21 protein-coding genes and 1 pseudogene are annotated in these 22205 nt (G+C 67.9%); 9 read left to right on the forward strand and 13 right to left on the reverse strand.

What is annotated here, in order from left to right; translation table 11 throughout:
- Window positions 1-957 carry a glutathione synthase gene (gene gshB / locus AC6IW9_RS21695; protein WP_497767276.1) on the reverse strand — a complete coding sequence of 319 codons (957 nt, stop codon included), beginning with the start codon at window positions 955-957 and terminating at the stop codon, window positions 1-3.
- Between the two features lie 264 nt (window positions 958-1221).
- On the opposite strand from gshB, the gene AC6IW9_RS21700 reads away from it, so the two are divergent.
- The 4 genes and pseudogenes from AC6IW9_RS21700 (at window position 1222) to AC6IW9_RS21715 (ending at window position 4943) form a co-directional block, all read left to right on the forward strand.
- Window positions 1222-2544, forward strand: coding sequence for a methyl-accepting chemotaxis protein (locus AC6IW9_RS21700; protein WP_497767279.1), 1323 nt, complete (start codon window positions 1222-1224; stop codon window positions 2542-2544).
- A 60-nt stretch (window positions 2545-2604) separates the two neighbouring features.
- Window positions 2605-3057 carry a Fic family protein gene (locus AC6IW9_RS21705; RefSeq protein WP_497772600.1) on the forward strand — a complete coding sequence of 151 codons (453 nt, stop codon included), beginning with the start codon at window positions 2605-2607 and terminating at the stop codon, window positions 3055-3057.
- Window positions 3050-3142 (forward strand): annotated as a pseudogene (locus AC6IW9_RS21710) (hypothetical protein); the annotation flags it as partial. The gene AC6IW9_RS21705 and the pseudogene AC6IW9_RS21710, both read left to right, overlap by 8 nt.
- Before the next feature lie 298 nt (window positions 3143-3440).
- Window positions 3441-4943, forward strand: coding sequence for an acetate--CoA ligase (locus AC6IW9_RS21715; protein ID WP_497767281.1), 1503 nt, complete (start codon window positions 3441-3443; stop codon window positions 4941-4943).
- A gap of 79 nt (window positions 4944-5022) precedes the next feature.
- Here the strand turns inward: AC6IW9_RS21715 and hemN are convergent, their stop codons facing one another.
- Window positions 5023-6369: an oxygen-independent coproporphyrinogen III oxidase gene (gene hemN / locus AC6IW9_RS21720; RefSeq protein WP_497767283.1), complete on the reverse strand. Its 1347-nt coding sequence runs from the start codon at window positions 6367-6369 to the stop codon at window positions 5023-5025.
- Window positions 6370-6593: 224 nt separating this feature from the next.
- Between hemN and AC6IW9_RS21725 the strand changes: the two genes are divergently transcribed.
- Both AC6IW9_RS21725 and AC6IW9_RS21730 read left to right on the forward strand, forming a co-directional pair.
- Window positions 6594-8408: a methyl-accepting chemotaxis protein gene (locus tag AC6IW9_RS21725; protein WP_497767286.1), complete on the forward strand. Its 1815-nt coding sequence runs from the start codon at window positions 6594-6596 to the stop codon at window positions 8406-8408.
- Between the two features lie 122 nt (window positions 8409-8530).
- Window positions 8531-8917, forward strand: a complete 387-nt coding sequence (locus AC6IW9_RS21730) for an AprI/Inh family metalloprotease inhibitor (protein ID WP_497767289.1) — start codon at window positions 8531-8533, stop codon at window positions 8915-8917.
- A gap of 24 nt (window positions 8918-8941) precedes the next feature.
- On the opposite strand, the gene AC6IW9_RS21735 is transcribed toward AC6IW9_RS21730, so the two are convergent.
- A complete protein-coding gene (locus AC6IW9_RS21735; protein ID WP_497767291.1) occupies window positions 8942-9553 on the reverse strand; it encodes a L,D-transpeptidase in 612 nt (203 codons plus the stop codon).
- A gap of 230 nt (window positions 9554-9783) precedes the next feature.
- On the opposite strand from AC6IW9_RS21735, the gene AC6IW9_RS21740 reads away from it, so the two are divergent.
- Window positions 9784-10716 (forward strand): histone deacetylase family protein, encoded by a 933-nt coding sequence (locus AC6IW9_RS21740; RefSeq protein ID WP_497767293.1) that lies wholly within the window; start codon window positions 9784-9786, stop codon window positions 10714-10716.
- Between the two features lie 15 nt (window positions 10717-10731).
- Here the strand turns inward: AC6IW9_RS21740 and ykgO are convergent, their stop codons facing one another.
- From ykgO to AC6IW9_RS21780, 8 genes are all read right to left on the reverse strand, one after another.
- Entirely contained in the window at window positions 10732-10857 is a 126-nt protein-coding gene (gene ykgO / locus AC6IW9_RS21745) for a type B 50S ribosomal protein L36 (protein ID WP_497767296.1), read from the reverse strand.
- A gap of 359 nt (window positions 10858-11216) precedes the next feature.
- Window positions 11217-13415: a TonB-dependent receptor gene (locus AC6IW9_RS21750; RefSeq protein WP_497767299.1), complete on the reverse strand. Its 2199-nt coding sequence runs from the start codon at window positions 13413-13415 to the stop codon at window positions 11217-11219.
- A 564-nt stretch (window positions 13416-13979) separates the two neighbouring features.
- Complete coding sequence (gene der / locus AC6IW9_RS21755; protein ID WP_497767303.1) at window positions 13980-15386, reverse strand: ribosome biogenesis GTPase Der; 1407 nt, start codon at window positions 15384-15386, stop codon at window positions 13980-13982.
- Window positions 15387-15417: 31 nt separating this feature from the next.
- Entirely contained in the window at window positions 15418-16122 is a 705-nt protein-coding gene (locus AC6IW9_RS21760; RefSeq protein ID WP_497767306.1) for a tetratricopeptide repeat protein, read from the reverse strand.
- 223 nt (window positions 16123-16345) lie between these two features.
- Window positions 16346-16714, reverse strand: a complete 369-nt coding sequence (locus AC6IW9_RS21765; RefSeq protein WP_497767308.1) for a 2Fe-2S iron-sulfur cluster-binding protein — start codon at window positions 16712-16714, stop codon at window positions 16346-16348.
- Between the two features lie 62 nt (window positions 16715-16776).
- Entirely contained in the window at window positions 16777-17931 is a 1155-nt protein-coding gene (locus AC6IW9_RS21770) for a glutathionylspermidine synthase family protein (protein ID WP_497767310.1), read from the reverse strand.
- Window positions 17928-18338: a hypothetical protein gene (locus AC6IW9_RS21775; protein WP_497767312.1), complete on the reverse strand. Its 411-nt coding sequence runs from the start codon at window positions 18336-18338 to the stop codon at window positions 17928-17930. Before AC6IW9_RS21775 ends, AC6IW9_RS21770 begins: the two co-directional genes overlap by 4 nt.
- On the reverse strand, window positions 18338-18745 hold the full coding sequence (locus AC6IW9_RS21780; RefSeq protein ID WP_497767315.1) for a DUF350 domain-containing protein: 408 nt from the start codon (window positions 18743-18745) through the stop codon (window positions 18338-18340). Before AC6IW9_RS21780 ends, AC6IW9_RS21775 begins: the two co-directional genes overlap by 1 nt.
- A gap of 109 nt (window positions 18746-18854) precedes the next feature.
- On the opposite strand from AC6IW9_RS21780, the gene AC6IW9_RS21785 reads away from it, so the two are divergent.
- Window positions 18855-19490 (forward strand): Uma2 family endonuclease, encoded by a 636-nt coding sequence (locus tag AC6IW9_RS21785; protein ID WP_497767317.1) that lies wholly within the window; start codon window positions 18855-18857, stop codon window positions 19488-19490.
- Between the two features lie 4 nt (window positions 19491-19494).
- Window positions 19495-19854: a DUF983 domain-containing protein gene (locus AC6IW9_RS21790; RefSeq protein WP_497767320.1), complete on the forward strand. Its 360-nt coding sequence runs from the start codon at window positions 19495-19497 to the stop codon at window positions 19852-19854.
- Window positions 19855-19862: 8 nt separating this feature from the next.
- Here the strand turns inward: AC6IW9_RS21790 and AC6IW9_RS21795 are convergent, their stop codons facing one another.
- Window positions 19863-20489 carry a GNAT family N-acetyltransferase gene (locus AC6IW9_RS21795; protein WP_497767323.1) on the reverse strand — a complete coding sequence of 209 codons (627 nt, stop codon included), beginning with the start codon at window positions 20487-20489 and terminating at the stop codon, window positions 19863-19865.
- Between the two features lie 152 nt (window positions 20490-20641).
- Window positions 20642-21784: a type III PLP-dependent enzyme gene (locus AC6IW9_RS21800; RefSeq protein WP_497767326.1), complete on the reverse strand. Its 1143-nt coding sequence runs from the start codon at window positions 21782-21784 to the stop codon at window positions 20642-20644.
- Between the last annotated feature and the right edge of the window lie 421 nt (window positions 21785-22205).

Genomic DNA, 22205 nt, shown 5'->3' on the forward strand with positions numbered 1-22205 from the left:
TCAGCCCGTTCTGCGCAGCAAGGCGAGCTTCGCTTCGATCGCATCGAAGATCGGGCCGGCGAGATCGGGGCCGCCGAGCCGCGCCAGCGCGCGCAGGCCCGTGGGCGAAGTGACGTTGATCTCGGTCAGATGGCCGTCGATCACGTCTATGCCGACGAACAAGAGGCCGCGCGTTTTGAGCGCCGGACCGAGCCGCGCGCAGATCTCGCGCTCGCGGTCGGTCAGCGCCGTCGCCGCGGCCGCGCCGCCGCGCACCATATTGGAGCGAATGTCGTTCTCGGCCGGAATGCGGTTGATCGCGCCCAAGGGCTCGCCGTCGACGAGCAGGATGCGCTTGTCGCCCGCGGCCACCGCCGGCAGGAAGCGCTGCGACACCCAGGGCTCGCGGAACATGGTGTGGAACAGATCGAACAGCGAGCCGAAATTGGGATCGCGCGCCGCCACCTTGAACACGCTCGCGCCCCCATGCCCGTAGAGCGGCTTCATGACGATCTCGCCCTGCGCGGCGCGGAAGGCCTCGATCGCCGCCCGGTCGCGCGAGATCAGCGTCGGCGGCATCAAATCGGCGAACTCCATGACGAATAGTTTTTCGGGCGCGTTGCGCACGGCCGCCGGGTCGTTGACGACGAGGACCCGCGACTGGATTTTCTCGAGCAGATGGGTCGAAGCGATATAGGCGAGATCGAAGGGCGGGTCCTGGCGCAGCAGCACCACGTCGACGGCGGAGAGGTCGAGAACGCGCCGCTCGCCGAATTCAAAGTAATGCGCGGGATCGTCGAAGACGGCGAGCGCGCGGGCCGGCGCCGCGAGCCGTCCGCCCTCGAGCGACAGCGCCTCGGGCGTGTAGTGCCAGAGCGCGAAGCCGCGCCTTTGCGCCTCGAGCATCAGCGCGAAGGTCGAATCGCCCGCGAAATTGATGCTCTCCAGGGGGTCCATCTGGACCGCGACGTCGATCATGTCTCATGCCTCGTCGTCGGCGGGCGCGAAGACCGCCGACAGGAAGGACAGCAGTTAACGCGTTTCGTGACGCGGCGAAAGCGCCGCCTCGTCCGCCGGCGCATAGGGCTCGCGGGCCTCTCTCGACCCTGCCCGGGCGTCGGCGCCTCGAATCTCGGCTACGCCTGTCGCGAACGCCCTTCTCGCGGGCGCCGTTAACTCGGCTTGAAGGAAGATCGCCTAGCGTTTTCGGGACGACGGGAACAAACAGGATACGTGTCCCCAATGCGGTATTCCTCGATCGGCGCCGGCCTCGTATTTCGGCAGTTCCTCTTTCTCGCCCTCTTGGTTCTCATGGGCGTCACCGCCTTCGTGTCGGTCGCCCATTTGCGCGATCTGGCCGACGCCGCCGCCGATCCTGCCAACGCCGCCCGCGTAGGCGAACTGGTCGTGGCCGCGAGCCGGGCGGCCGATTCGCTCTCGGTCGAGCTCGCGATCGGCACGCTGGCCTCGGCCTTTCTGGTGGTCGGCGTGTCGATCCCGACCATACATCGGACCGTCTCGGCGCCGATCAAGACGATCGCCCGACAGATGGCCGACCTCGCCGCCGGCGACACGACCATCGATGTGAAGGACGCCGACCGCGCGGACGAGATCGGGGCGATCGCCAAGGCGCTGATCGTGTTGCGCGACGCCGTGCGCGCCAACAACCAGATGACCGCAGAGATCAAGGCGCGCGACGACCGCGAGGAGCGGCTGCGGCGCGAGGCGGCGATCCGCGACAAGGTCGAGCATTATTCGCACGAGCTCTCGGCGACCACCGCCAAGCTCGGCGACATGACGAAGAAAATGGCCGCTGCTTCCGAGGATATGATCGTGCAGGAGCGCCGCGCCCGCGAGGACACGGATTTCGCCCGCACCGCCTCGCTGCAGGCGGCGGCGGACGTCTCCTCGGTCGCCACCGCCTCCGAGCAGCTGCTGGAGGCGATCGGCGAAATCAGCCGCCAGGCCGTCGAATCGACCTCGGTGGTGCGGCAAGCGGTGCAGGACACCAATGGCTCCAGCGCCGAAATGCTGCGGCTATCGGCCGCCGCCAATCGTGTCGGCGATGTGGTCAATCTGATCTCGCGCATCGCCGCCCAGACCAATCTGCTCGCGCTCAACGCGACGATCGAGGCGGCGCGCGCCGGCGAAGCGGGCCGCGGCTTCGCGGTGGTCGCGCAGGAGGTCAAGAGCCTCGCGACGCAGACCGGCAAGGCGACGCAGGAGATCGCCGACCAGATTGCCGAGATCCAGGCGGCGACGAACCAGTCGGTGCTGTCCATCGACAAGATCAAGACCAAGATCGCCGAGGTCGAGCATATTTCGGCGATCATCACCTCCGCCGTCCACGAGCAGGACGCCGCCACCAAGGAGATCGCCCGCGGCGTGCGCTCGGCCGCCGACAGCGCCGCGACCATGTCGCAGCATGTGACGCAGGTGGCGAGCGCCATGTCCCAGACCGGCGTCGGGGCCGAGGCGATCGTGACGCTGGCGCGCGAGATCGACCAGATGGCCCGCCGCACCCAGGCGCACACGGACGAACTGGCCCGGAGCCTGGCGAGCTGAGCGAGCCGTTCTCGTCCCGCCCTCTCTGTCGATCGGCGCGACGATGTCATATAAGCCGCTATGCTCGACGCGCTGATCGCCAGCATCGAACGAAAGAAAGCGGAGCTCGACCGGCTGCGCCCGCTGTCGGCGTCCGCTCTGGCGGAGCTTCAGAAGCATTACGATGTCGATCTCACCTATACGTCGAATGCGATAGAGGGAAACACCCTCACACTGCGCGAGACGGCGGAGGTGATCGAGCATGGCGTCACGATCGGCGGCAAATCGCTCCGCGACCATCTCGAAGCCGTCGACCATTATGACGCTCTGCTGTGGATGCGCGCGCTCGCCGCCTCACCGTCGCCGATCGACGAAAGCGTGGTGTGCGAGCTGCATCGGCGCATCGTCGCCCGCAGCCGGCCGGACATCGCCGGAGTCTACAGCCGCAATCCACGGCGGATCGCCGGCTCCCCGTGGTCTTTCCGAACCCCGCGAAAATTCCGAGCCTCCTGGAGGCGTTCGGCGTCTGGCTGACGACCGCGGCGCCCGATCCGGCCTCGGCCTTCGAAGCGCATTTCCGGCTGACGGCCATCCGTTCGGCGACGGCAACGGCCGCACCGCACGGCTGCTGATGAATCTGCCGCTGATCCGCGGCGGCTATCCGCCCATCGCCGTGCGCCCGGAAGATCGCAAGGCCTATCTCGACAGCCTGGAACACGCCTCGCTCACCGAGGACACGGCGCCGTATCGGACGCTCATGCACGAGCGATTGGACGCGACCCTCGAGGACTATTCGAGCGTCCTGCGCGAAGCGCTTCCGCGGCCGGACGACGCCCGGGAGCCGAAATCGACGCCCGGCCGACCTCGCGCGCGGGAGAAGCGACGCGCGGCCGAAATTATGCTATCGCCGCCGGAACATGACCGAGCCCGTTCCTTCGCGTTTCAACCTCGCCCGCTATTGCCTCGCCGAGCAGGCGAACGCCCATCCCGACAGAATCGCGCTCGTCGTCGTCGGCGACGAGGGGGAGCGCAGCTGGACCTATCACGCGCTCGACCGCGACGTGCGCGCGCTCGCGGCGGGCTTGCGCTCGCTCGGCCTCGCGCCCGGCGCGCGGGTGATGATCCGCATGGGCAATGAGGCGGGCGCCGTCCTCTCCTATTTCGCGACCATCGCCGCCGGCCATGTGGCGCTGCTCGCCTCGGCCCAGCTCACCCATGAAGAGGCCGCCTTCCTCCTCGCCGATTGCGGCGCCGAAGCGCTCGTGCTCGGCCGCGACTTCGAGACCGAGGCGCATTCGGGGGAGGTCGCCGTGCTGCGCGGGGACGATCTCGCGCGTCTCCTCGCCTGCGACCCCATCGACTACGCCGACACGGGCGCGGACGATCCGGCCTATCTCGTCTACACCTCCGGCACGACGAGCCGGCCCAAGGGCGTGCTCCACGCCCATCGCGCCGCCTGGGGCCGCCGGCCCATGTACGCCCATTGGCAGGGCCTCGGCCCGTCCGACGTGATGCTGCATGCAGGGGCGATGAACTGGACCTATACGCTCGGCGTCGGCGTCGTCGATCCGCTGGCCAACGGCGCCACGGCGGTGCTCTACAACGGCCGTCCCGATCCTTCCGTCTGGCCGCGCCTCGTCGAGCGCCATCGCGCGACGATCTTCGCCGCCGTGCCGGGGGTCTATCGGCAGATCCTCAAATATGCGGCGCTCGGCGCACATGACCTGTCGAGCCTGCGTCACGGGCTCACCGCCGGCGCGGCGCTCTCGCCGAGCCTGCTCGAGGACTGGCGCGCGCGGGTCGGGACCGAGCTCTACGAAGCCTTCGGCATGAGCGAGATCTCGACCTTCGTATCGAGCGGGCCGACCGCGCCCGTGCGCCCGGGCTCGCCCGGCCGCCCGCAGCCGGGACGAACCGTGGCGGTGCTCCCACGCGAGGGCGGGACGGAGCCGCTCGGCGTCGGCGAGACCGGCGTGCTGGCGGTGCGGCGCGGCGAGCCGGGGCTAATGCTGCGATATTGGAACCGGCCCGACGAGGAGCGCGATGCATTCCGCGGCGAGTGGTTCGTCTCCGGCGATCTCGTCGAGATCGACGCGGACGGCTATGTCTGGCACCACGGCCGCGCCGACGAGGTGATGAACGCGCTCGGCTATCGCGTGTCGCCGGCCGAGGTGGAGAAATGCCTGCTCGCCCATCCGCAGATCGCCGACGCCGCCGTGGCCGAGCGGCCGGGCCGCGACGAACAGACCATCATCAAGGCTTATGTCGTGGCGCGTGACGGAGCAGAACTCGGCGAGGACGCCGTGCTCGCCCATTGCGCGGAACATCTCGCCGCCTATAAGCGGCCGAGGGTCGTCGTCTTCGTCGACGCGCTGCCGCGCAATCGCAACGGGAAGCTGGTGCGGGCGAGTTTGCCTTAGAGCTGCGGCCGGCCAAGTGGGTCGATCGCAGGACTCTCGACGCGCGTCTCTTTCTCCCATGGGGAGAAGGAAGCGCCCCTCACACCGCCACCGAATGCCGCGCCGCCTGCGCCTCGAGATAGGCGTCGAAGGCCGCCGCCGCGAGCCGCGCGAAAGGCCGGCCGCGCCGCGTGACCGCGAGGCGCCGCCCGTCGAGCGTCGCGAGGCCTTCGTCGAGCAGCGTCTCGAGGCGCGGGACGGCGTCGTCGAAAGCGTCCTCGGAAAAGCCGTGCGTCACGGCGACGCGACCGAAATCCACCGAGAAGTCGCACATCAGCCGCTCGATGACGGCGCTCCGCGCACGGTCTTCGCCCGTGAAGGCCAGTCCGCGCGAGACGGGAAGGCGCTCCGCCTCGACGGCGCGGCGCCAGTTGCCGGTGTCGCCGATATTGCCGACATAGCCCTGCGGCAGCTTGCCGATCGAGGAGACGCCGAGCCCGAGCAGCGCATCGGCGTCGTCGGTCGTATAGCCCTGGAAATTGCGATGGAGCCTTCCCTCCCGCGCCGCGACCGCCATGGCGTCGTCGGGCCGGGCGAAATGGTCGAGGCCGATCGTCTCGTAGCCTGCGGCCTCGAGCGTCTCGCGCACCGCCTCGGCCTGGGCGAGGCGCTCATTGGCGCCGGCGAGCGCCGCCTGGTCGATCAGGCGCTGATGCACGGCGAACCAGGGCACATGAGCATAGCCGAAGACGGCGAAGCGGCTGGGCGACAGCCCGGCGGCGAGCTTCGCCGTGTGGATCACATCCTCGACGCTCTGCTCGGGCAGGCCATACATCAGATCGAAATTGATCGCCTCGAGCCCCGCCGCGCGCAGCAGCACGACGCAGCGCTCGACGACCTCATAGGGCTGCTCGCGGCCGGCGGCCTTCTGCACATGCGGATTGAAGTCCTGCACGCCGAGCGAGACGCGGTTCACGCCTGAGGAGACCAGCGCTTCGGCGAGCTCCCCGTCGACGAGGCGCGGATCGAGCTCGATCGCATGCTCGAGCGCTCCATCCATGACGAAATACTCGGCGAGAACGCGCGCGACCTCCCGGAAGCGCGACGGGCCGAGCATGCTGGGCGTGCCGCCGCCCCAATGGATCGAGCGCACGCGGCGCGCGCGCGTCGAGGCGGCGAGCAGCTCGATCTCGCGCAGCAGCGTCTCTTTATAGGAGGTGAGCGGGGCATCCTGGCGCAGCGCCTTGGTGTGGCAGCCGCAATAGGTGCAGATCGCCGGGCAGAAAGGAACGTGCAGATAGAGCGAGAGATTGGCGTCCGGCGAGAGCTCGGCGAGCCAGCGCGCGGCCGTGTCCCCCCCGACCTCCGCCGAAAAATGCGGGGCGGTCGGATAGCTCGTATAGCGCGGCGCCGAACGTTCGGCGAGGGCGAGGGAGGCGCTGGACATTCTGCCGGCTCCTGCAGGATGGGACGCGATCGTGTCGCCTTATTTAGACCTTCGCGGACCGCAGCGCAAAACCCGCCTCGGGTTTCTCGGCGCTACGAAATCGCTGCGCGAATTTGTCGCAATTTCGTTACACGCAGCGCCGCCGTTTGCGCCTCGAGCAATTCGTTAACCGGTCAAGTCCATGTTTAGTCTAGACGAACACCTCTAGGAGAGGATACGCCCCCATGGGGATCCTTCGTAATTTGATCCGAGGCCCGGCTGGAAACGCGATTCTCGAAGCCCTCGATCGCTCTCTCGCGATCATCGAATTCGATCCGCGCGGCTCCGTGCTCTCGGCCAACCTCAACTTCTGCAAGCTTCTCGGCTATGAGCCCGAGGAGATCGTCGGCCGACATCATCGCATGTTCGTCGACCCCGATTACGCCGGCAGCGCCGAATATGGAGAGTTCTGGGCCAAGCTCGGCCGCGGAGAATTCGACGCGCGCGAATATCGGCGCATCGGCAAGGGGGGCAAGGAAGTCTGGATTCAGGCCTCCTACAATCCCGTTCTCAATGGCCGCGGCAAGGTCGCGAAGGTCGTCAAGGTCGCGAGCGACGTGACGACCGAGAAGCTGAAGTCCGCCGAGAACAGCGGCAAGCTCGACGCCATCTCGCGCGTGCAGGGCGTCATCGAATTTCGCACCGACGGCACGATCATCACCGCCAACGAGAATTTCCTGCAGGTGGTCGGCTACCGTCTGGACGAGATCGTCGGCCGGCGCCACCGCATCTTCGTCGATGCGGCCTATGCCGAATCGGCGGAATATCGCGAGTTCTGGAACGCGCTCAATCGTGGCGAGCATCTCTCGAGAGAATTTCGGCGCGTCGGCAAGGGCGACAAGGAAATCTGGCTTCAGGCCTCCTATAATCCCATCTTCGATCCGAGCGGACGCATCGCCAAGGTCGTCAAATTCGCGATCGACATCACCCAGCGCGTGCGCGCGGTGAAGGAGATCGGCGAGGGATTGGGACAGCTCGCGGCGGGAAATCTGGTTCAACGCCTGCAGCAGCCCTTCATTCCCGAGCTCGACAAGCTGCGCACCGATTTCAATTCGTCCGTGGAGCGCCTCGAGATCGCGGTGGGGGCGGCCGTGAACGGCGCAGAGCTCATTCGCTCGGCGGCGCGCGAGATCACCGTCGCGTCCGACGATCTCTCACGACGCACGGAGCAGCAGGCCGCGAGCCTCGAGCAGACATCCGCAGCCGTCGCCGAAATCACCGGAACCGTGAAGAAAACGGCCGACGGATCTCGTGAAGCGCATGTCGTGGCGGCGCGGGCCAAGGCCGAGGCGCAAAGCAGCGGCGAGGTGGTCCGCAGAGCGGTGGAGGCGATGTGCCGGATCGAGAAATCATCCGCGAACATCGAGCAGATCACCGGAACGATCGACGAGATCGCCTTTCAGACGAATCTGCTGGCGCTCAACGCCGGCGTCGAGGCGGCGCGGGCCGGAGAAGCGGGCCGCGGCTTCGCGGTCGTCGCCTCCGAGGTCCGCGCGCTGGCCCAGCGATCCGCAGAGGCTGCGAAAGAGATCAAGCATCTGATCTCTGCGTCGTCGGCAGAAGTCGTCGCCGGCGTCGGCCTTGTCACGCGGGCTGGCGAAACCCTCGAGCAGATCGTCGAGCGGGTCAACGAGATCAGCGACGTCATCGCCGCCATCTCGAGCGCCACGACGGATCAATCGGCGTCTCTCCAGCAGGTCAATGTCGCCGTGAGTCAGATGGACCAGGACACGCAGAAGAACGCGGCCATGGTGGAGGAGACGACCGCCGCCAGCCACAGCCTGCGCAAGGAAGCCGAGAAATTGGCCGAGACCGTGCTCGTGTTCCGGGTGCGTCGTATTTCCCAGGAGATGGACGCCGTCTCCCGGGAATCGCGGGAATCGGGGACTCGCGCGCCGGCGCGGACGACGGAGCCGGCGCTGAAGACCATGGGCGGCAGGGGCCGTTCGGCGGCGAGAAAGGCCGAGGTCGAGGCCGCCGACGCCTGGCAAGAATTCTGATGAAGCGAGAGAAGCGAAGCGCCCGCGCGTCAGATGTCGCGCGCGCGGGCGCTTGGTCGATCCGCCCCGACAGGGCAATATCTCTCTACCGATTCTGCAACACGATATCCCTGGAGTGCGCCATGTCGAAATTCTCCGGACCGGCGATGCTCGCCGCGTGCCTCTGCCTCGTCGTCGCGGCGGTTCCGCCGGCCTCGGCCGCCGGCGCCGGGCGCTCGGGCGAGGTCGCCGGCCGCTACGCCATCCTGCGCGGCGGCGACAAGGACACGGGCTGCATGCTGACGCTCTATGACCGCGCCCGCGGGCAAGGCGGATTTCGCGCGCAGCTCGCCCCCGCCTGCCGGGATCAAGGCGTCGTCATCTTCGATCCGGTCGGCTGGTCTCTGGAGCATGGCCGCCTCGCGCTGACGGCCCGCAAGGGCCATCAGGCGCATTTCGAGCAGCATGCGGACGGCGTCTGGCGGCGCGACGCCAAGGAGGGCAAGGCGCTCGGGCTCAAGCGCCTGTGACGGAGGAGGACGCGGCGCGCCCTCTCAGATCACCACCACATTGGCGCCGAGCTTCACGCGATTGTACAGATCGATGGCGTCGATGTCGCGCATGCGGATGCACCCCGACGAGACGCTCTGGCCGATCTTGTCCGGCTCATTGGTGCCGTGGATGCGATAGAGCGTGTCCTTGCCGTCCTCGTAGAGATAAAGCGCGCGAGCGCCGAGCGGATTGTCCGGCCCGCCGGGCAGTCCGCCGGCGTCCGCCGTCGGCTGCAGATGCGGCCAGCGCTCCAGCATGTCCCTGGGCGGAATCCAGCGCGGCCATTCCTGCATGGAGCCGACCGTCGCGCGGCCGGTCCAGCCATAGGCCTCCTGGCCGGTGGCGACGCCGTAGCGGATCGCCTTGCCGCCACCCTCGACGAAATAGAGGAACTTGTTCTTGGTGTCGACGACGATCGAGCCCGGCGGCTCACTCGTCTTGAAATCGACGAGATAGCGCTCATAGGCGGCGCCGACGTCGGCCGTCGGCACCAGAGCCATATACTGCGCGTCTCTTCCGCTGAGCTTCGGGTCCGGGAGACGTGAGCCGGCGACATTGCAGCCGGCGACCGACAACCCAACTCCTACCGCGACGACGACCAGCCTCGCATTCATGAACGCGCCCTCTTTCCAACGCCGAGCAATCCTATTAGGAGTTTGCTTACCATAAACTTACTCGGCCGAAATATTCGGTTTTGAAGAATCCCCCGCCCTGTTGCGCATGGGAGACAGAAAAGCGCGAGGGCCGCGGCCACTCGAGAAATTTTCCCGTGAGGCTACGCCGATGCGGCGCCGGAACGTGCTATAGGCGCGGACAATCCCTGATCCGAGATCGACGGCGCGGCGTGGTGAGAACCCTATTCGTCACACATGAGAGCGGCCTCGCCCATCAGATGGGCGCCGGCCATCCCGAGCAGCCGGATCGCTTGCGCGCGATCGAGCGGAGCCTCGAGCAGGAGCGCTTCCAGACTCTCGCGCGCGTCCAGGCGCCGGCGGCGACGCGCGAGGCGCTGCTGCGCGTCCATCCGGAGAGCTATATCCGCAGGCTCGAAAGCGCCGAGCCGCGCGAGGGCCTGACGGCGCTCGACCCCGACACTCTGATGTGCCCGCACACACTGGAGGCGGCGCTCCACGCCGTCGGCGGCGCCGTCGCGGCGGTCGACGAGGTGATGCGCGGGGCTGCCGACACGGCCTTCGTCGGCATGCGTCCGCCGGGCCATCACGCCGGGCCATCGACGCCCATGGGCTTCTGCTTCTTCAATAATGTCGCGGCGGCGGCGCGCCACGCGTTGGCCGCGCACGGGGCGGAACGCGTCGCGATCGTCGATTTCGACGTGCATCACGGCAATGGCACGCAGGATATTTTCTGGTCGGACGCGCAGGTCCTGTTCTGCTCCACCCACCAGGCCCCTTATTATCCGGGGACCGGAGCCACGAGCGAGACCGGCGAGCACAACACGATCGTCAATGCGCCGCTCTGGGCGGGCTCGACCGGCGACGACTTCCTGGAGGCGCTGAAAACGCGCATCTTGCCGCGCGTGAGGAATTTCGCGCCGGACCTGCTGCTGATCTCGGCGGGCTTCGACGCGCATCGCGACGATCCGCTCGGCGGCCTGCGCTTCACGGAGCGCGATTACAGCGAGGCGACGAAGCGGCTGATGGACGTCGCGAACCGCAGCGCGGGCGGCCGCGTCGTCTCTATGCTCGAAGGCGGCTATGATCTCGACGCGCTCGGCCGCTCGGCGGCGGCGCATGTGCTGGCGCTGATGGGGGCGTGAGGACGCCCCGCCGCCTCAGCCCTGACGGGCCTTGTAGCGCTTCTGCAGCTTGTTGATGACGTAGACGCGGCCTTTGCGGCGCACGATCTGATTGGCGCGATGGCGCGCGCGCAGCGACTTGAGCGAATTGCGGACTTTCATCGGTCTTTCCCGGCAGAATGTTCCAAGGCCGGGGTGAACGCCCAGCTTCTCGTGGCCGCAGCCTATGCCCGATTTTCGGCCGCCGATCAAGTCCGCCGACATCGGGATTTGCGCAAGTCGACGCGGCCCGCCATTTTCCGTTTCGCGGCGACGACACGCTGAAGCCGATGGCGCGGCTCGACGCCATCGTGAGCGAGGCGCGGGCGCGCTCCATTCCGATTTCTGGCGGAGAACGGCGCAATGAGCGACGACATGCAGAACATCGCCCTGCTTCTGGCGGCCGATCATGCCGATCATTCGTCATCCGCCGACCCCGATCTTCGACAAGCTCGACATTCGACTGCACGCTTCCGGGCTCGTCAAAAGACGAAGTCGACGAACAGCCGCGCATTGGCGCCGGGCAGCGGAACCTCGTCCTTCTTGTAGGACACGCTGTTGCGAATATCCGCATTCAGCAGATTGTCGCCGACGACGCCGACGCGAATTTCCCGCGCGGGAAATTCGCCTTTCGGCAATTCGGCCCTGTAGCTGATCTCGGCCCTCAGCAAATTATAGTCTTTCGTCCGCGTCTCGGCGATCTGTGCGATATTGTTCTGCGCGAAGGCGTGCAGCACATTGATCCGCGCGAGCCAGTTGGAATCGCGCCAGAAGGCGCCGCCGCCGACCCGCACCGGCGGTATGCGCGGAACATTGGTCCCGTCCGAAAATGTCGCGCGCACGACGTCGAGCTGATTCTCGACGCCGATCACGCCGCCCATCAGCGGCGCGATCTCCCATTGGCTCTGGAACTCGCCGCCGAGAAAATCCGCGTCGCGTTGCGAATAGACCGCCTGATGCAGATCGCCGCCCTCGCCCGCGGGCGAGCAGCTCTCGAACTCGCCTTCGCAGCTCTCGCCGGTCAGGCGCCGATAGATGAAGCCGTGGAAATGCGTGTAGAAGAAGGTCGCCTCGAAACGGAAGGGACCCTGCGCGCGGCGCAGACCCGCCTCGACCGTCTCGGCGGATTCGAGCGAGAGACGCGGATCGCCGATGTCGAATGTTCCCGTCGCTTCGTGGACGCCATGCGAGAACAGCTCGGGCCCGCGCGGCGCGCGCTCGACATGGCTCGCGGCGAGGCTCGCCGTCAAGCCGAAGGGAATGTCCTGCAGCAGGCCGAAGGCCACGCTCTTCGGCGCGAAGTTGCGATCATAGCCATAGCCGACGCCGGGATCGACGAAGAGGTCGGGCGTCCGGCCCGTCGTCTCCACCTGCTCGATGCGGCCGGCGAGCTGCAGCCGCGTCGTCTGCGACAGAGCGAGCTCGTTGAACGAATAAAAGGCGATGCTGCGCGAATCGATCGGATCGAACAGCGCGCCCTCGGCGCCGGGCGCGATGAGCCGCTGATGCGATCCCTGCACGCCGACCGCGTTCGTGAGCCTGCCGAAGGCGAGATCGAGCGGGACGAACTGCAATTCGATGCGCCCTTCCTGCTCCTTATTGGCGAAGGTCTGCTGAATGCCGTCGAAGCCGCCCTCGTCGGCGAGCTCGTGATGCTTGTAGTCGGTGACGCCGGCGAAGACGCGAATGGCGTCGATGAAAGAGGCCGGCGGGCGATATTCGCCTTTTCCCGTCACCTTGGTCTGGCGCATGTCGATGCGCGTGCGCGTCTCCGTCGCTTCGATCCCGGGAATGCGATAAGCGCTGTCGAATTGCGTGACCGAGACGCCGAAGAAGCCGCGGTCGAAGATATAGGAGCCGCCCGCCGACCAGCCGCCCGAGCGCAGATAGGAATTGGGCTGGCGGCCGGCGACGACCGGCGCCGTTTCCTCCGGCGCGAGATAGGGATAGGCGGGAATGGCGTAATTGCTCGCGCGGCGCCCGTGGGCGTCGGCATGGAAGGCGAAATTCCCCTGCCCCACGTCGAGCAGCGCCGCCTGCGAGAGGCCGGCGTCGACCGTCGAGACGGCGCTGCGCGTCTCGAGCCGCGAGCAGAGCGCCGAGCCGTTCGCCTCGCCCTCGCGGCAGGGCGCGGCTTCGGGAATGCGATTGTTGGATGCGTCGACGACGCCGCCGATCGCCTGCGAGCCGAAGCGCAATGTGGCGGGTCCGCGCACCACCTCGAGCCGGCCGACCGCCAGCGGATCGAGCGGAACGCCATGATCCTCGCCGAGCTCCGACACGCCGCTCGAGCCGACGCCGTTCTCCTGTATGCGCACGCGATAGGAATCGAGCCCACGCACGATGGGCCGGCTCGCGGCGCCCGGCGCGAAGCTCGAACCCGTAATTCCCGGCTTGCCGAACAACAGATCGCCGAGCGTCGCGCCCGGCGAACGGCGGATCTCGTCGCCGGAGACGGCGGTCACCGTCGCGAATTGATCGGCGACGACGGCGAGCTGCCCGGGCGCCGATTTGTCGCTCTCGGTCTTCTGCCGCGCAGGGGCGCGCCGGCTGATCGGGCTCGCGGCCGCGACCTCGATGTCGGGAAGAATCTCCTGACCCCGCGCGCCCTCGATTGCGAACGGCAGAGCCGCGACCGCGCAACCGCCCGTGAGAACGGCGCGCAAAGAAAGCCTCGCCATGCAGCCCCTCCGATAAGGATGTTATAACATAACGTCAATATGCGCCGAGCTCGAGCCTCTTGTCAATGCGCCCGGCGGTCGCCGGCGAAGGGCGCGCGGCGGCGTCCCCGCCGCCGTTTCCGGCGCGGGATATGGGAGGTCCGGAACGCCGCGGCGCCGTTTCGGCCGCGGAAAAGGAAGGTTGGTCGGAGCCTCGAGCGTTCCGGACCACGGCCGCCTTTTCTGTTCGCCGCCTCCGGGGCCAGGGTTGTTTTCCCCTTTCGGGTAGTCTATCCCCGCGCCACCCTCGGATATTCGGCCCGGTCCGCACCTCGCTTTCGCGAGGCTTCCGCACGAAGGAAGACCGGCGCCGGCGGCGTGGCGTCGCGAGGGGGCGGGAGAGGGTCGCCTCCCGTCCTCGCGAACCGTGCCCCGCCGACGCCGCCCGACCCTTCGGGCGCCGCCCCATGCGGCGGAAGCGGGTGAAGAATAGGAATATTGTCCGATGCTGTCAAGGGCGCGCGCCGCCCTCGCCCGCTTCGCGTCGCGAGCGGGAGAAGGAAACACCCTTTGATTCAACGGGCTCTATCGTGATTTATTCTTCCCCTTGTCGAACGGGTTCTCGCCCGAGCGGGTCGAGATGCGGATCGGCGCGCCCGGAAGGTCGAAGGCGCGGCGCAGACCGTTCACGAGGAAGCGCATATAGCTCGCCGGCAGCTCCTCGAGCTGATTGCCGAACAAAATGAAATAGGGCGGACGCGCCTTGGCCTGCGTCATATAGCGGATCTTGATGCGCCGGCCGGAGACCGCGGGCGGCGGCGTCTCGTCGATCGCGCTCTCGAGCCAGCGGTTGAGGCGCGCCGTCGAGATGCGGCGGTTCCATACCTCATGCGCTTCCAGCACCGCGCGCATGAGGCCGTCGAGGCCGTAGCCGGTCGCGCCCGAGACGGGAACCACCGGCGCGCCCTTGATCTGCGGCAGCAGGCGCTCGGCCTCCTCGCGCAGCTTCGCGAGCCGCGCGCCGGGATCGTCGACCGCGTCCCATTTGCCGAGCGCGATCACCACCGCCCTGCCCTCGCGCGCGGCGAGATCGGCGATGGTCAGGTCCTGCTTCTCGAAGGGAATGGCCGAATCGAGCAGCAGCACCACCACCTCGGAGAAGCGCACGGCGCGCAACGCGTCGGCGCCGGCGAGCTTCTCCAGCTTGTCGACGACGCGGGCGCGCTTGCGCAGGCCGGCGGTGTCGAACAGCTTCATCTCGCGATCGCGCCAGCGAAATTCGACGCCGATCGAATCGCGCGTGATGCCGGCCTCGGGGCCGGTGAGCAGCCGATCCTCGCCGAGCAGCCGGTTGATCAGCGTCGATTTGCCGGCATTGGGCCGGCCCACGACCGCGATGCGCAGCGGCTTCGACGGATCGGCCTCGCTCCCGTCCTCGTCGGAAGAGAGGGCGACATCGGTCGCCGCCTCCTCGTCCTCCTCCGGCGCCTCGGTCGCCTCGGGCAGCGCCTCGCGCAGCGCGTCATAGAGCTCGCCGAGTCCCTCGCCATGCTCGGCCGAGAGCGGCACGGGATCGCCGAGGCCGAGTTCGTAGGATTCGACGACGCCGGCCTCGCCCTTCCTGCCTTCCGACTTGTTGGCGGCGAGCACCACGGGCTTGCCGGCGCGGCGCACGAGATCGGCGAAATATTTGTCGTCCGGCGTCACGCCGACGCGCGCGTCGATCATGAACAGAATGGCGTCGGCCGCTTCGACCGCCGCCTCGGTCTGCGCGCGCATGCGCCCCTCGAGCGTGGCCGCCGCGCCCTCCTCGAGCCCTGCGGTGTCGATGATGGTGAAGCGCAGATCGGCGAGACGCGCCTCGCCCTCGCGGCGATCGCGCGTCACGCCCGGCCGGTCGTCGACGAGCGCCAGCTTCTTCCCGACGAGGCGGTTGAACAAGGTCGACTTGCCGACATTCGGCCGGCCGATGATGGCGAGCGTGAACGACATGAGCGGCCTCTGGCCCGCGCCGCGCCCCTCGCTATTTCGCGTCCGGCGCGGAAACGGCGGGCGCTGGCGCAGCGGGCGCGGGCTTGCCGCCGCGCGCGGCGTTCAACAGCGCCTGATAGGCGGAGGCGCGCTGGCGCATCGCATGCGGCGCGTTGAGATCGTCGACGAGCAGTTTGAACACGCGCTGGGCCTCGTCGAAGTCGCCGTCGTTCAGCGCGTCGAGGCCGAGCAGCTCCTGCGCGGTGTAGCGGAACGGCCCGTCGGCGGTGACGAGCTCGCCGAAGCGATCCGCCATTTTGGCGCGATCGCCCTGCTCGAGCGCGACGAGCGCCGCCCTGAGCTTGGCCACTTCCTGGGTGAGCTTGTCGACGCTCTTGTCCTGCACGACGGCGTCGAAGGCCGCGATCGCCTTGTCCTTGTCGCTCTTGGCGAGCTCTTCCGCCGCGCGCAGCCTGGCCAGGGCCGCATAGCCCTTGGGCGCGTCCTTGGCGACGGCGTCGAAGGCCGCGACCGCTTCCGCGCTCTTGCCGGCCGTCGCCAGCTCGACCGCGGCGTCATAACGCAGATTGGCGGCGACCGCCGCCTCGAGGCGCCTGTTCTCGTAGAAAGTCCAGGCCGCGGTCCCCGCGACGATCAGCGCCGCGGCGACGATCACCGGCGTCTGATAGCGCTTCCAGAGATTGGCCGCCTGCTCGCGACGGACGTCTTCGTCGACCTCGCGGAAAATATCGGACATGGCCGTTCCCCGACAGCTGCGCGCCGGACGATCCGGACGCGGAGGCCGCTGTTAGCACGACGTCGGCGGCAAGACCAGTTCCCCTCGTCCTCGCTCCGACCGGCCGCTCACGGAGCCGCGTCATCGCGAGCGCAGCGAAGCGACCCAGAGCCATGGGGCGGCCTTGCGATCGCCTCGCTCGCGACGATGCGACGCTCGTCGCGAGCGAGGCTGCGAGCGACGATCAGTTCGCTCCGCCGGGCTCGCCGGAAAATTTCACCAGAATATCCTGGTCGCGCACCACATATTGGCAGGCGAGCCGATATTTCGGCGGAATATCGTCGACCTCGGCGCGGCGAATCTCCTCCGCCGTGATCTTGCCCATGGATTTCAACTGCGCCTTCTCCTTCTCGGTCAGCGTGGCGCCCATGGTCTTGTCGTCGAGCGGCATGACCTCGATGAGGCAGGAGCCGCATTCGCCGTCCTTGCAGTCGTGCGGAATGGGAATCGCGTTGGCCTCGGCGACGGCGAGGATCGTATGCGTGTCGCCCGCGACCGCATAGACGGTCACATTCCTGTGGAGGAGCGGGGTGGAGAAAGTGACGTCGGGCATGGTCGTTCTCCCTTAGATTATTCTTATTACAAAATAGACGGTACGCCTCGGCCGAACGGGCGTCAATCGATGATGGCGTGCGGCAAAAAGCGCGAGCGGTCCGAGGTGACGAGCGCGACATCCTCGCGCACGCCCATGCCGGCCGGCGCGTCGCCGACGAGCCAGCAGCCGAGCGCCGGGCGCCTGCCGTCGAACTCGGGAAGCAGATGCAGCTCCTGGCGCACGAAGCCTTCGGCGCCATAGGTTCCGCCCGTTTGCGCGAGGCGCTCGCGGCCATCGACGAGCGTCACATTGGCGCCCTCACGCGAGTAGAGCGGCTTGCGCGCATAGCTGCGCAGCTCCGCCGCCCGCGCGTCGTCCTCGAAGAAGCAGGGCAGGAGATTGGGATGTCCCGGCGCCGCCTCCCACAACAGCGCGAGAAAGCCCTTGTTGGAGGCGATCGCTTTCCACGGCGGTTCGACGAAACGCGCCGAGCGCATCGCCGAAGAAGAGCCGAAAGCGTCGGCGAACATCCACTCCCAGGGATAGAGCTTGAACAGAGTGTCGATCCGCCGTCCCTCGCGATCGACGAAGACGTCGCCGCGAAGACCGATGTCGCCCATGTCGAGCAACGCCGTCCGCGATCCCGCCTGCATCGCGCAATCGGCGAGATAGGCGATCGCGCCGCGATCTTCGACGCTCGCGCCGAGGCATGCGAGATGGACGAACTCGCCGCCTGCGATCTGGCGCCAGAGCGCGATCAGCCGCTCATGCAGCGAGTTGAATTGATCCGCGCTCTTCGGCAGCGGCCCGCGCTCGATCATCTGCTCCAGCCAATGCCATTGCGCGACAGAGGATTCGTAGAGGCTGGTCGGCGTATCGGCGTTGTATTCGAGCAGCTTCGGCGGCCCCTCGCCGCCATAGGCGAAATCGAAGCGTCCGTAGAGCGACGGCTCGCGACGCGAATGGCTGTCCGCGATCAGGCTCCAGGCGTGGCGCGGAATGCGCAGCTTCTCGAGCAGCTCTTCGCTCGCGACGACGCGCGCGATCACCTCGTCGCAGAGGCGCGCGAGCTCCTCCGTCGCCTGCTCGAGATCGTCCTCGATCTCGCGCATCGAGAACACATAGGCCGCGCTCTCGTCCCAATAGGGCTCGCCGTCGATCTGCGCGAAATGAAAGCCGATGCGCGCCGCCTCGGCAGCGAAATCGGGCCGCGGCTCGAAAGCCTGCCGCCTCACGAACCGCCGCCGTGGCCGAAGCCCGCGCGGCCAAAGCCGCCGAAGAAGGCGTGCAGGCCCGACGAGCCGCCCACATGCGCGGACGAGGAAGAGGAGGACGAGGATTCCTGCGCGCCCGAGCCGCCGAAGAGCCAGCCGCGGGCGGAGCCGCCATGGCCGCCGCAGCCCGAACGCCGGCAGTCCTCCTGCGGCTGATCGCCCTCGGGCGGGCACTCGCGATGCGCCGATTCATAAGCTGCATAGCCGCCGATCGAGCCGGCGCCGAGCGCGACCAGCGCGACGGCGAGCGAGCGCTTGCGCGCCGGCGAGAGATTACGCGCTCCGGGCAGGCCTTCCGGCGCATTGGTGACGACGGGCGGCGCGGCGACGCCGCGGCGGCCGAACTCCTTGCGTCCGCCGGCGGCCATTACGGGCTCATGCAGGCGGCGCTGAGCATGCCGGCCGAAAGGGAGACCGCGCCGAGCCAGACGGCGGCGGCGATCGCGTTCCGCTCGATCGCCTCGGAGAGGCCGGGATGCGCCAGGCGGGCGAGGAGATAGGCGACGATCTGCGTCGCGAAGGCGACGAAGCCCCAGACGATGAACTCGATCGCGGAGGTCGTATTGTGCACGGCGCCGGCCAGCGCGATCGCGAAGCCGACGAGGCTCGCCCCGAAGGCGATGGCCGCGGAGGCGTTGTGCTGCTCGACGATCAGCGCATATTCGTCATGCGCGGTGAGCCGTGTGTAGACGATGCAGAAAGCCGCGCAATAAGCGATGCAGCCGAGGAAATAGGCGGCGAAAGCGGCGAGGCCATAGACGAGATCGACGAGCAAGTCGTGTCCTTTCGACCGAGTCGGTCGCAGTCAGGTTAGCAGCGGGGGGAGGCGAAAGGAAGCGCGCCGCGCATCCCGCATTCGGGATTGCGATGCAACGAAGCGCGCGATGCGCTATATTGCGCCCATGAACCCGCATCTGCGCCCGCTCGGCCTTCCGCTCGAGACCCAGGCCGCCGAGGGACTCCCCCGGCGCTGCTGGAGCGTCGCGGAAATCGAGGAGATGGTCCGCGCCGGCATCATCGACGAGGACGAAAGGTTCGAGTTGATCGGCGGGGAAGTCGTGCCCATGTCGCCCAAGGGGGCCCGGCATGAATGGGTGAAGATCGCGGTCAATCGCCATTTGCAGCGCATCGCGCCGACTCATTTGGAGATCGCCCCGGAGACGACGCTGCGGCTCGACGCGCGCAGCTTCGTCGAGCCCGATTTCTGCGTCTTTCCCCGCGGCCTCGCGCTGACGTCGCTCGACGGCCCGGCGGTTCTGCTGGCGATCGAGATCGCCGATTCGAGCCTCTCCTACGACAAGGGCCGCAAGATCGGCGTCTACGCGGCTTTCGGCGTACGCGAGGTCTGGGTCGTGGATGTGCTGAAAGCAACCACATGGATTCATCGCCGCCTCGGCGCGGCCGGCTATGCCGAGATCGCCGAATATCCGGCGACGGCGCGGCTCGAGCCCATGCTCGCGCCCGAGCTCGCCTTCAGTCTCGCCGAGGTCGACGTCGGCCCGGCGGACGGGACCAACTGATCCGATGACGACGCCCTCGCCGGCGACCGCGCTGCTGCGCGGGTTCATGCGCAAATGTCCCCGCTGCGGGGAGGGCCGCCTCTTCGCCGGCTATTTGAAACGCGTCGAGACCTGTCCGCATTGCGGCGAGAGCTTCGAGGACGTCGAGGCCGACGACGGCCCCGCCTGGCTGACGATCGGCCTCGTCGCCCATATCGTCGTGCCGCTGCTCATCTTTCTCGAGAGCCGCGAGCTCTTGTCCTATCCGGCGGAAATGGCGGTGCTGCTCGGCGTGACGATCGTCTCGTCGCTGGCTCTGCTGCCGCTGTGCAAAGGCCTCTTCCTGGCGGCGGTCTGGTCGATCGCCGCCAGGAAGACCGGCTGAGCGGACGCTCAGGCCGCGCAGGCCTCGAATGCGGGCGCGCGCGGCGCGGAGGCGGCCCGCTCTCCGGCGGCCAGGACGCGGCCCTTCGCGTCGCGAAGCGCGCCCTTGGTCAGCTCGAGGCCGAGAAAACGCTCGCGCTCCACCGGACCCGGCATCGCCAGCCCCTCGGTCAGCGCCGCGTCGAAGCCGAAGCGCTCATAATAGGGCGCGTCGCCGACCAGAATCACGGCGCGGTGATTGCGCGTCTTGGCTTGCGCGAGCCCCTCCTCCATCATCGCCGCGCCGAGGCCGAGCGAGCGATGCGAGCGCGCGACGGCCAGCGGGCCGAGCAGCAGCGCCGCGCGGCCCATGCCGGCGTGGACCGCCCACATGCGCAGCGTCGCCACTATGCGCCCCTCGTCCTCGGCGACGAGCGCCAGCCCGCGCGCCGGAACGCGCCCCGCGCGCAGTCGCTCGCAGGTCTTCAGAAAGCGCGCCGGGCCGAAGGCCTCGTCGAGCAGCGCCTCGCGCGCGTCGACATCCGCGGCGCGCTCCTCGCGCAGGACAAAGGACGGAGCTGCGGCGTGATCGAGGGCCGCGACGGCGCTGAAAGGCGCCGCGACGAAAGCGTCGGGAACGGAGAGTTCAAAGGCCATCTCTTCCTCCATTCGAGGACGGACGACCCTCGCGCCTGGCGCGCGGATGCGCGCCCGCCGAACGGGACTGACAAAGGGCGGTGAGGCAGGGACCGCGAGCCTCACGGCTCGCGGTCATTTCAGGGGCGAGCCCGAGGGCTCGCGGTCCAGGATCAGATCACGAAGGATTCGAGCGGCGGGAAGCCGTTGAAGCCGACCGACGAATAGGTCGTCGTATAGGCCCCGGTTCCCTCGATCAGCACCTTCGAGCCGATCTCCAGGCTGATCGGCAGGAGATAAGGCTCCTTCTCGTACAGCACGTCGACCGAATCGCAGCTCGGGCCGGCGAGGACGCAAGGCGCGGTCGCCGCTCCGTCCGCCTCGGTGCGGATCGGATAGCGGATCATTTCGTCGGTCGTCTCGGCGAGGCCGTTGAACTTGCCGATGTCGAGATAGACCCAGCGCACCGGATCGTCGTCCGACTTCTTCGACACGAGCACGACCTCCGCCTCGATCACGCCGGCGTTGCCGACCATGCCGCGGCCCGGCTCGATGATCGTCTCGGGAATGCGGTTGCCGAAATGCTTGGAGAGCGCCCGGAAGATCGCCTGGCCATAGGCCTTCACCGCCGGGACATTCTTCAGATATTTCGTCGGGAAGCCGCCGCCGAGATTGACCATCTGCAGCTGAACGCCGCGCTCGGCGAGATCGCGGAAGATCTCGGACGCCGCCTTCAGCGCGCCGTCCCACATGCCGGGATCGCGCTGCTGCGAGCCGACATGGAAGGAGACGCCATAGGCGATGAGGCCCAGGCGATGCGCATGCTCGAGGACGCGCGGCGCCATCTGCGGCGCGCAGCCGAACTTGCGCGACAGCGGCCATTCGGCGCCGGTCCCGTCGCAGAGGATGCGGCAGAACACCTTGGAGCCCGGCGCGGCGCGCGCGATCTTCTCGACCTCCGCCTCGCAATCGACCGCGAAGAGGCGCACGCCGAGCTGGTAGGCGCGCGCGATGTCGCGCTCCTTCTTGATCGTGTTGCCGAAGCTGATGCGGTCGGCGGTCGCGCCGGCGGCGAGCGTCTGCTCGATCTCGACGACGGAGGCCGTGTCGAAGCAGGAGCCGAGACGCGCGAGCAGCGCGAGCACCTCCGGCGCCGGATTGGCCTTCACCGCGTAGAACACGCGCGTGTCGGGCAGCGCCCGCGCGAAGCTCGTATAGTTGTCGCGCACGACGTCGAGATCGACGACGAGGCAAGGGCCGGTGTCGCGTCCGGCGCGGCGGCGCGCCTCGAGAAATTCGCGGATACGGTCGGTCATTGTTGCGGCATCCCCAACGAAGTCGCGGCGCATGCCGCGGAGTGGCCAAGGGCTTCGAACGGATGCACGACGCCGTTTACGCAGGCGCTGTGGAGACGCGCTGCGTATCGATACGACTGCGATCCATGATCGCCGCCGCGCCGCCCGCGAGGGCGCCGCAAAAGACGATCGGGTGATGCGCCGTAGGCTATGCGAGGCGCGGACGCGCATGTCCTCGCGGACATGAGATCCGACCCGTATAGCCATCGCTTGGAAGGGGATTGATCCCTTTCCGCACGCCCGGCAAGAAAGACAAGCCTCTTCGGTACGCCGGCCTTTGGAGGGCCGACAGAGACGAAAAAGCCCGGTCCGTCGTTGCTTTAAGTCGCGATCCCCCGCTCAGGCGGGGTTCGCCGGTTTCGCCTCCGGCTGCCGGTTTTAT

This window comes from Methylosinus sp. shoA (assembly GCF_059718125.1).

What these genes read in the sequence shown, in the direction of transcription:
- gshB (WP_497767276.1), bottom strand. Translation starts at nt 957, where the DNA reads ATGATCGACGTCGCGGTCCAGATGGACCCCCTGGAGAGCATCAATTTC.
- AC6IW9_RS21700 (WP_497767279.1), top strand. Translation starts at nt 1,222, where the DNA reads ATGCGGTATTCCTCGATCGGCGCCGGCCTCGTATTTCGGCAGTTCCTC.
- AC6IW9_RS21705 (WP_497772600.1), top strand. Translation starts at nt 2,605, where the DNA reads ATGCTCGACGCGCTGATCGCCAGCATCGAACGAAAGAAAGCGGAGCTC.
- AC6IW9_RS21715 (WP_497767281.1), top strand. Translation starts at nt 3,441, where the DNA reads ATGACCGAGCCCGTTCCTTCGCGTTTCAACCTCGCCCGCTATTGCCTC.
- hemN (WP_497767283.1), bottom strand. Translation starts at nt 6,369, where the DNA reads ATGTCCAGCGCCTCCCTCGCCCTCGCCGAACGTTCGGCGCCGCGCTAT.
- AC6IW9_RS21725 (WP_497767286.1), top strand. Translation starts at nt 6,594, where the DNA reads ATGGGGATCCTTCGTAATTTGATCCGAGGCCCGGCTGGAAACGCGATT.
- AC6IW9_RS21730 (WP_497767289.1), top strand. Translation starts at nt 8,531, where the DNA reads ATGTCGAAATTCTCCGGACCGGCGATGCTCGCCGCGTGCCTCTGCCTC.
- AC6IW9_RS21735 (WP_497767291.1), bottom strand. Translation starts at nt 9,553, where the DNA reads ATGAATGCGAGGCTGGTCGTCGTCGCGGTAGGAGTTGGGTTGTCGGTC.
- ykgO (WP_497767296.1), bottom strand. Translation starts at nt 10,857, where the DNA reads ATGAAAGTCCGCAATTCGCTCAAGTCGCTGCGCGCGCGCCATCGCGCC.
- AC6IW9_RS21750 (WP_497767299.1), bottom strand. Translation starts at nt 13,415, where the DNA reads ATGGCGAGGCTTTCTTTGCGCGCCGTTCTCACGGGCGGTTGCGCGGTC.
- der (WP_497767303.1), bottom strand. Translation starts at nt 15,386, where the DNA reads ATGTCGTTCACGCTCGCCATCATCGGCCGGCCGAATGTCGGCAAGTCG.
- AC6IW9_RS21760 (WP_497767306.1), bottom strand. Translation starts at nt 16,122, where the DNA reads ATGTCCGATATTTTCCGCGAGGTCGACGAAGACGTCCGTCGCGAGCAG.
- AC6IW9_RS21765 (WP_497767308.1), bottom strand. Translation starts at nt 16,714, where the DNA reads ATGCCCGACGTCACTTTCTCCACCCCGCTCCTCCACAGGAATGTGACC.
- AC6IW9_RS21775 (WP_497767312.1), bottom strand. Translation starts at nt 18,338, where the DNA reads ATGGCCGCCGGCGGACGCAAGGAGTTCGGCCGCCGCGGCGTCGCCGCG.
- AC6IW9_RS21785 (WP_497767317.1), top strand. Translation starts at nt 18,855, where the DNA reads ATGCGCTATATTGCGCCCATGAACCCGCATCTGCGCCCGCTCGGCCTT.
- AC6IW9_RS21790 (WP_497767320.1), top strand. Translation starts at nt 19,495, where the DNA reads ATGACGACGCCCTCGCCGGCGACCGCGCTGCTGCGCGGGTTCATGCGC.
- AC6IW9_RS21795 (WP_497767323.1), bottom strand. Translation starts at nt 20,489, where the DNA reads ATGGCCTTTGAACTCTCCGTTCCCGACGCTTTCGTCGCGGCGCCTTTC.
- AC6IW9_RS21800 (WP_497767326.1), bottom strand. Translation starts at nt 21,784, where the DNA reads ATGACCGACCGTATCCGCGAATTTCTCGAGGCGCGCCGCCGCGCCGGA.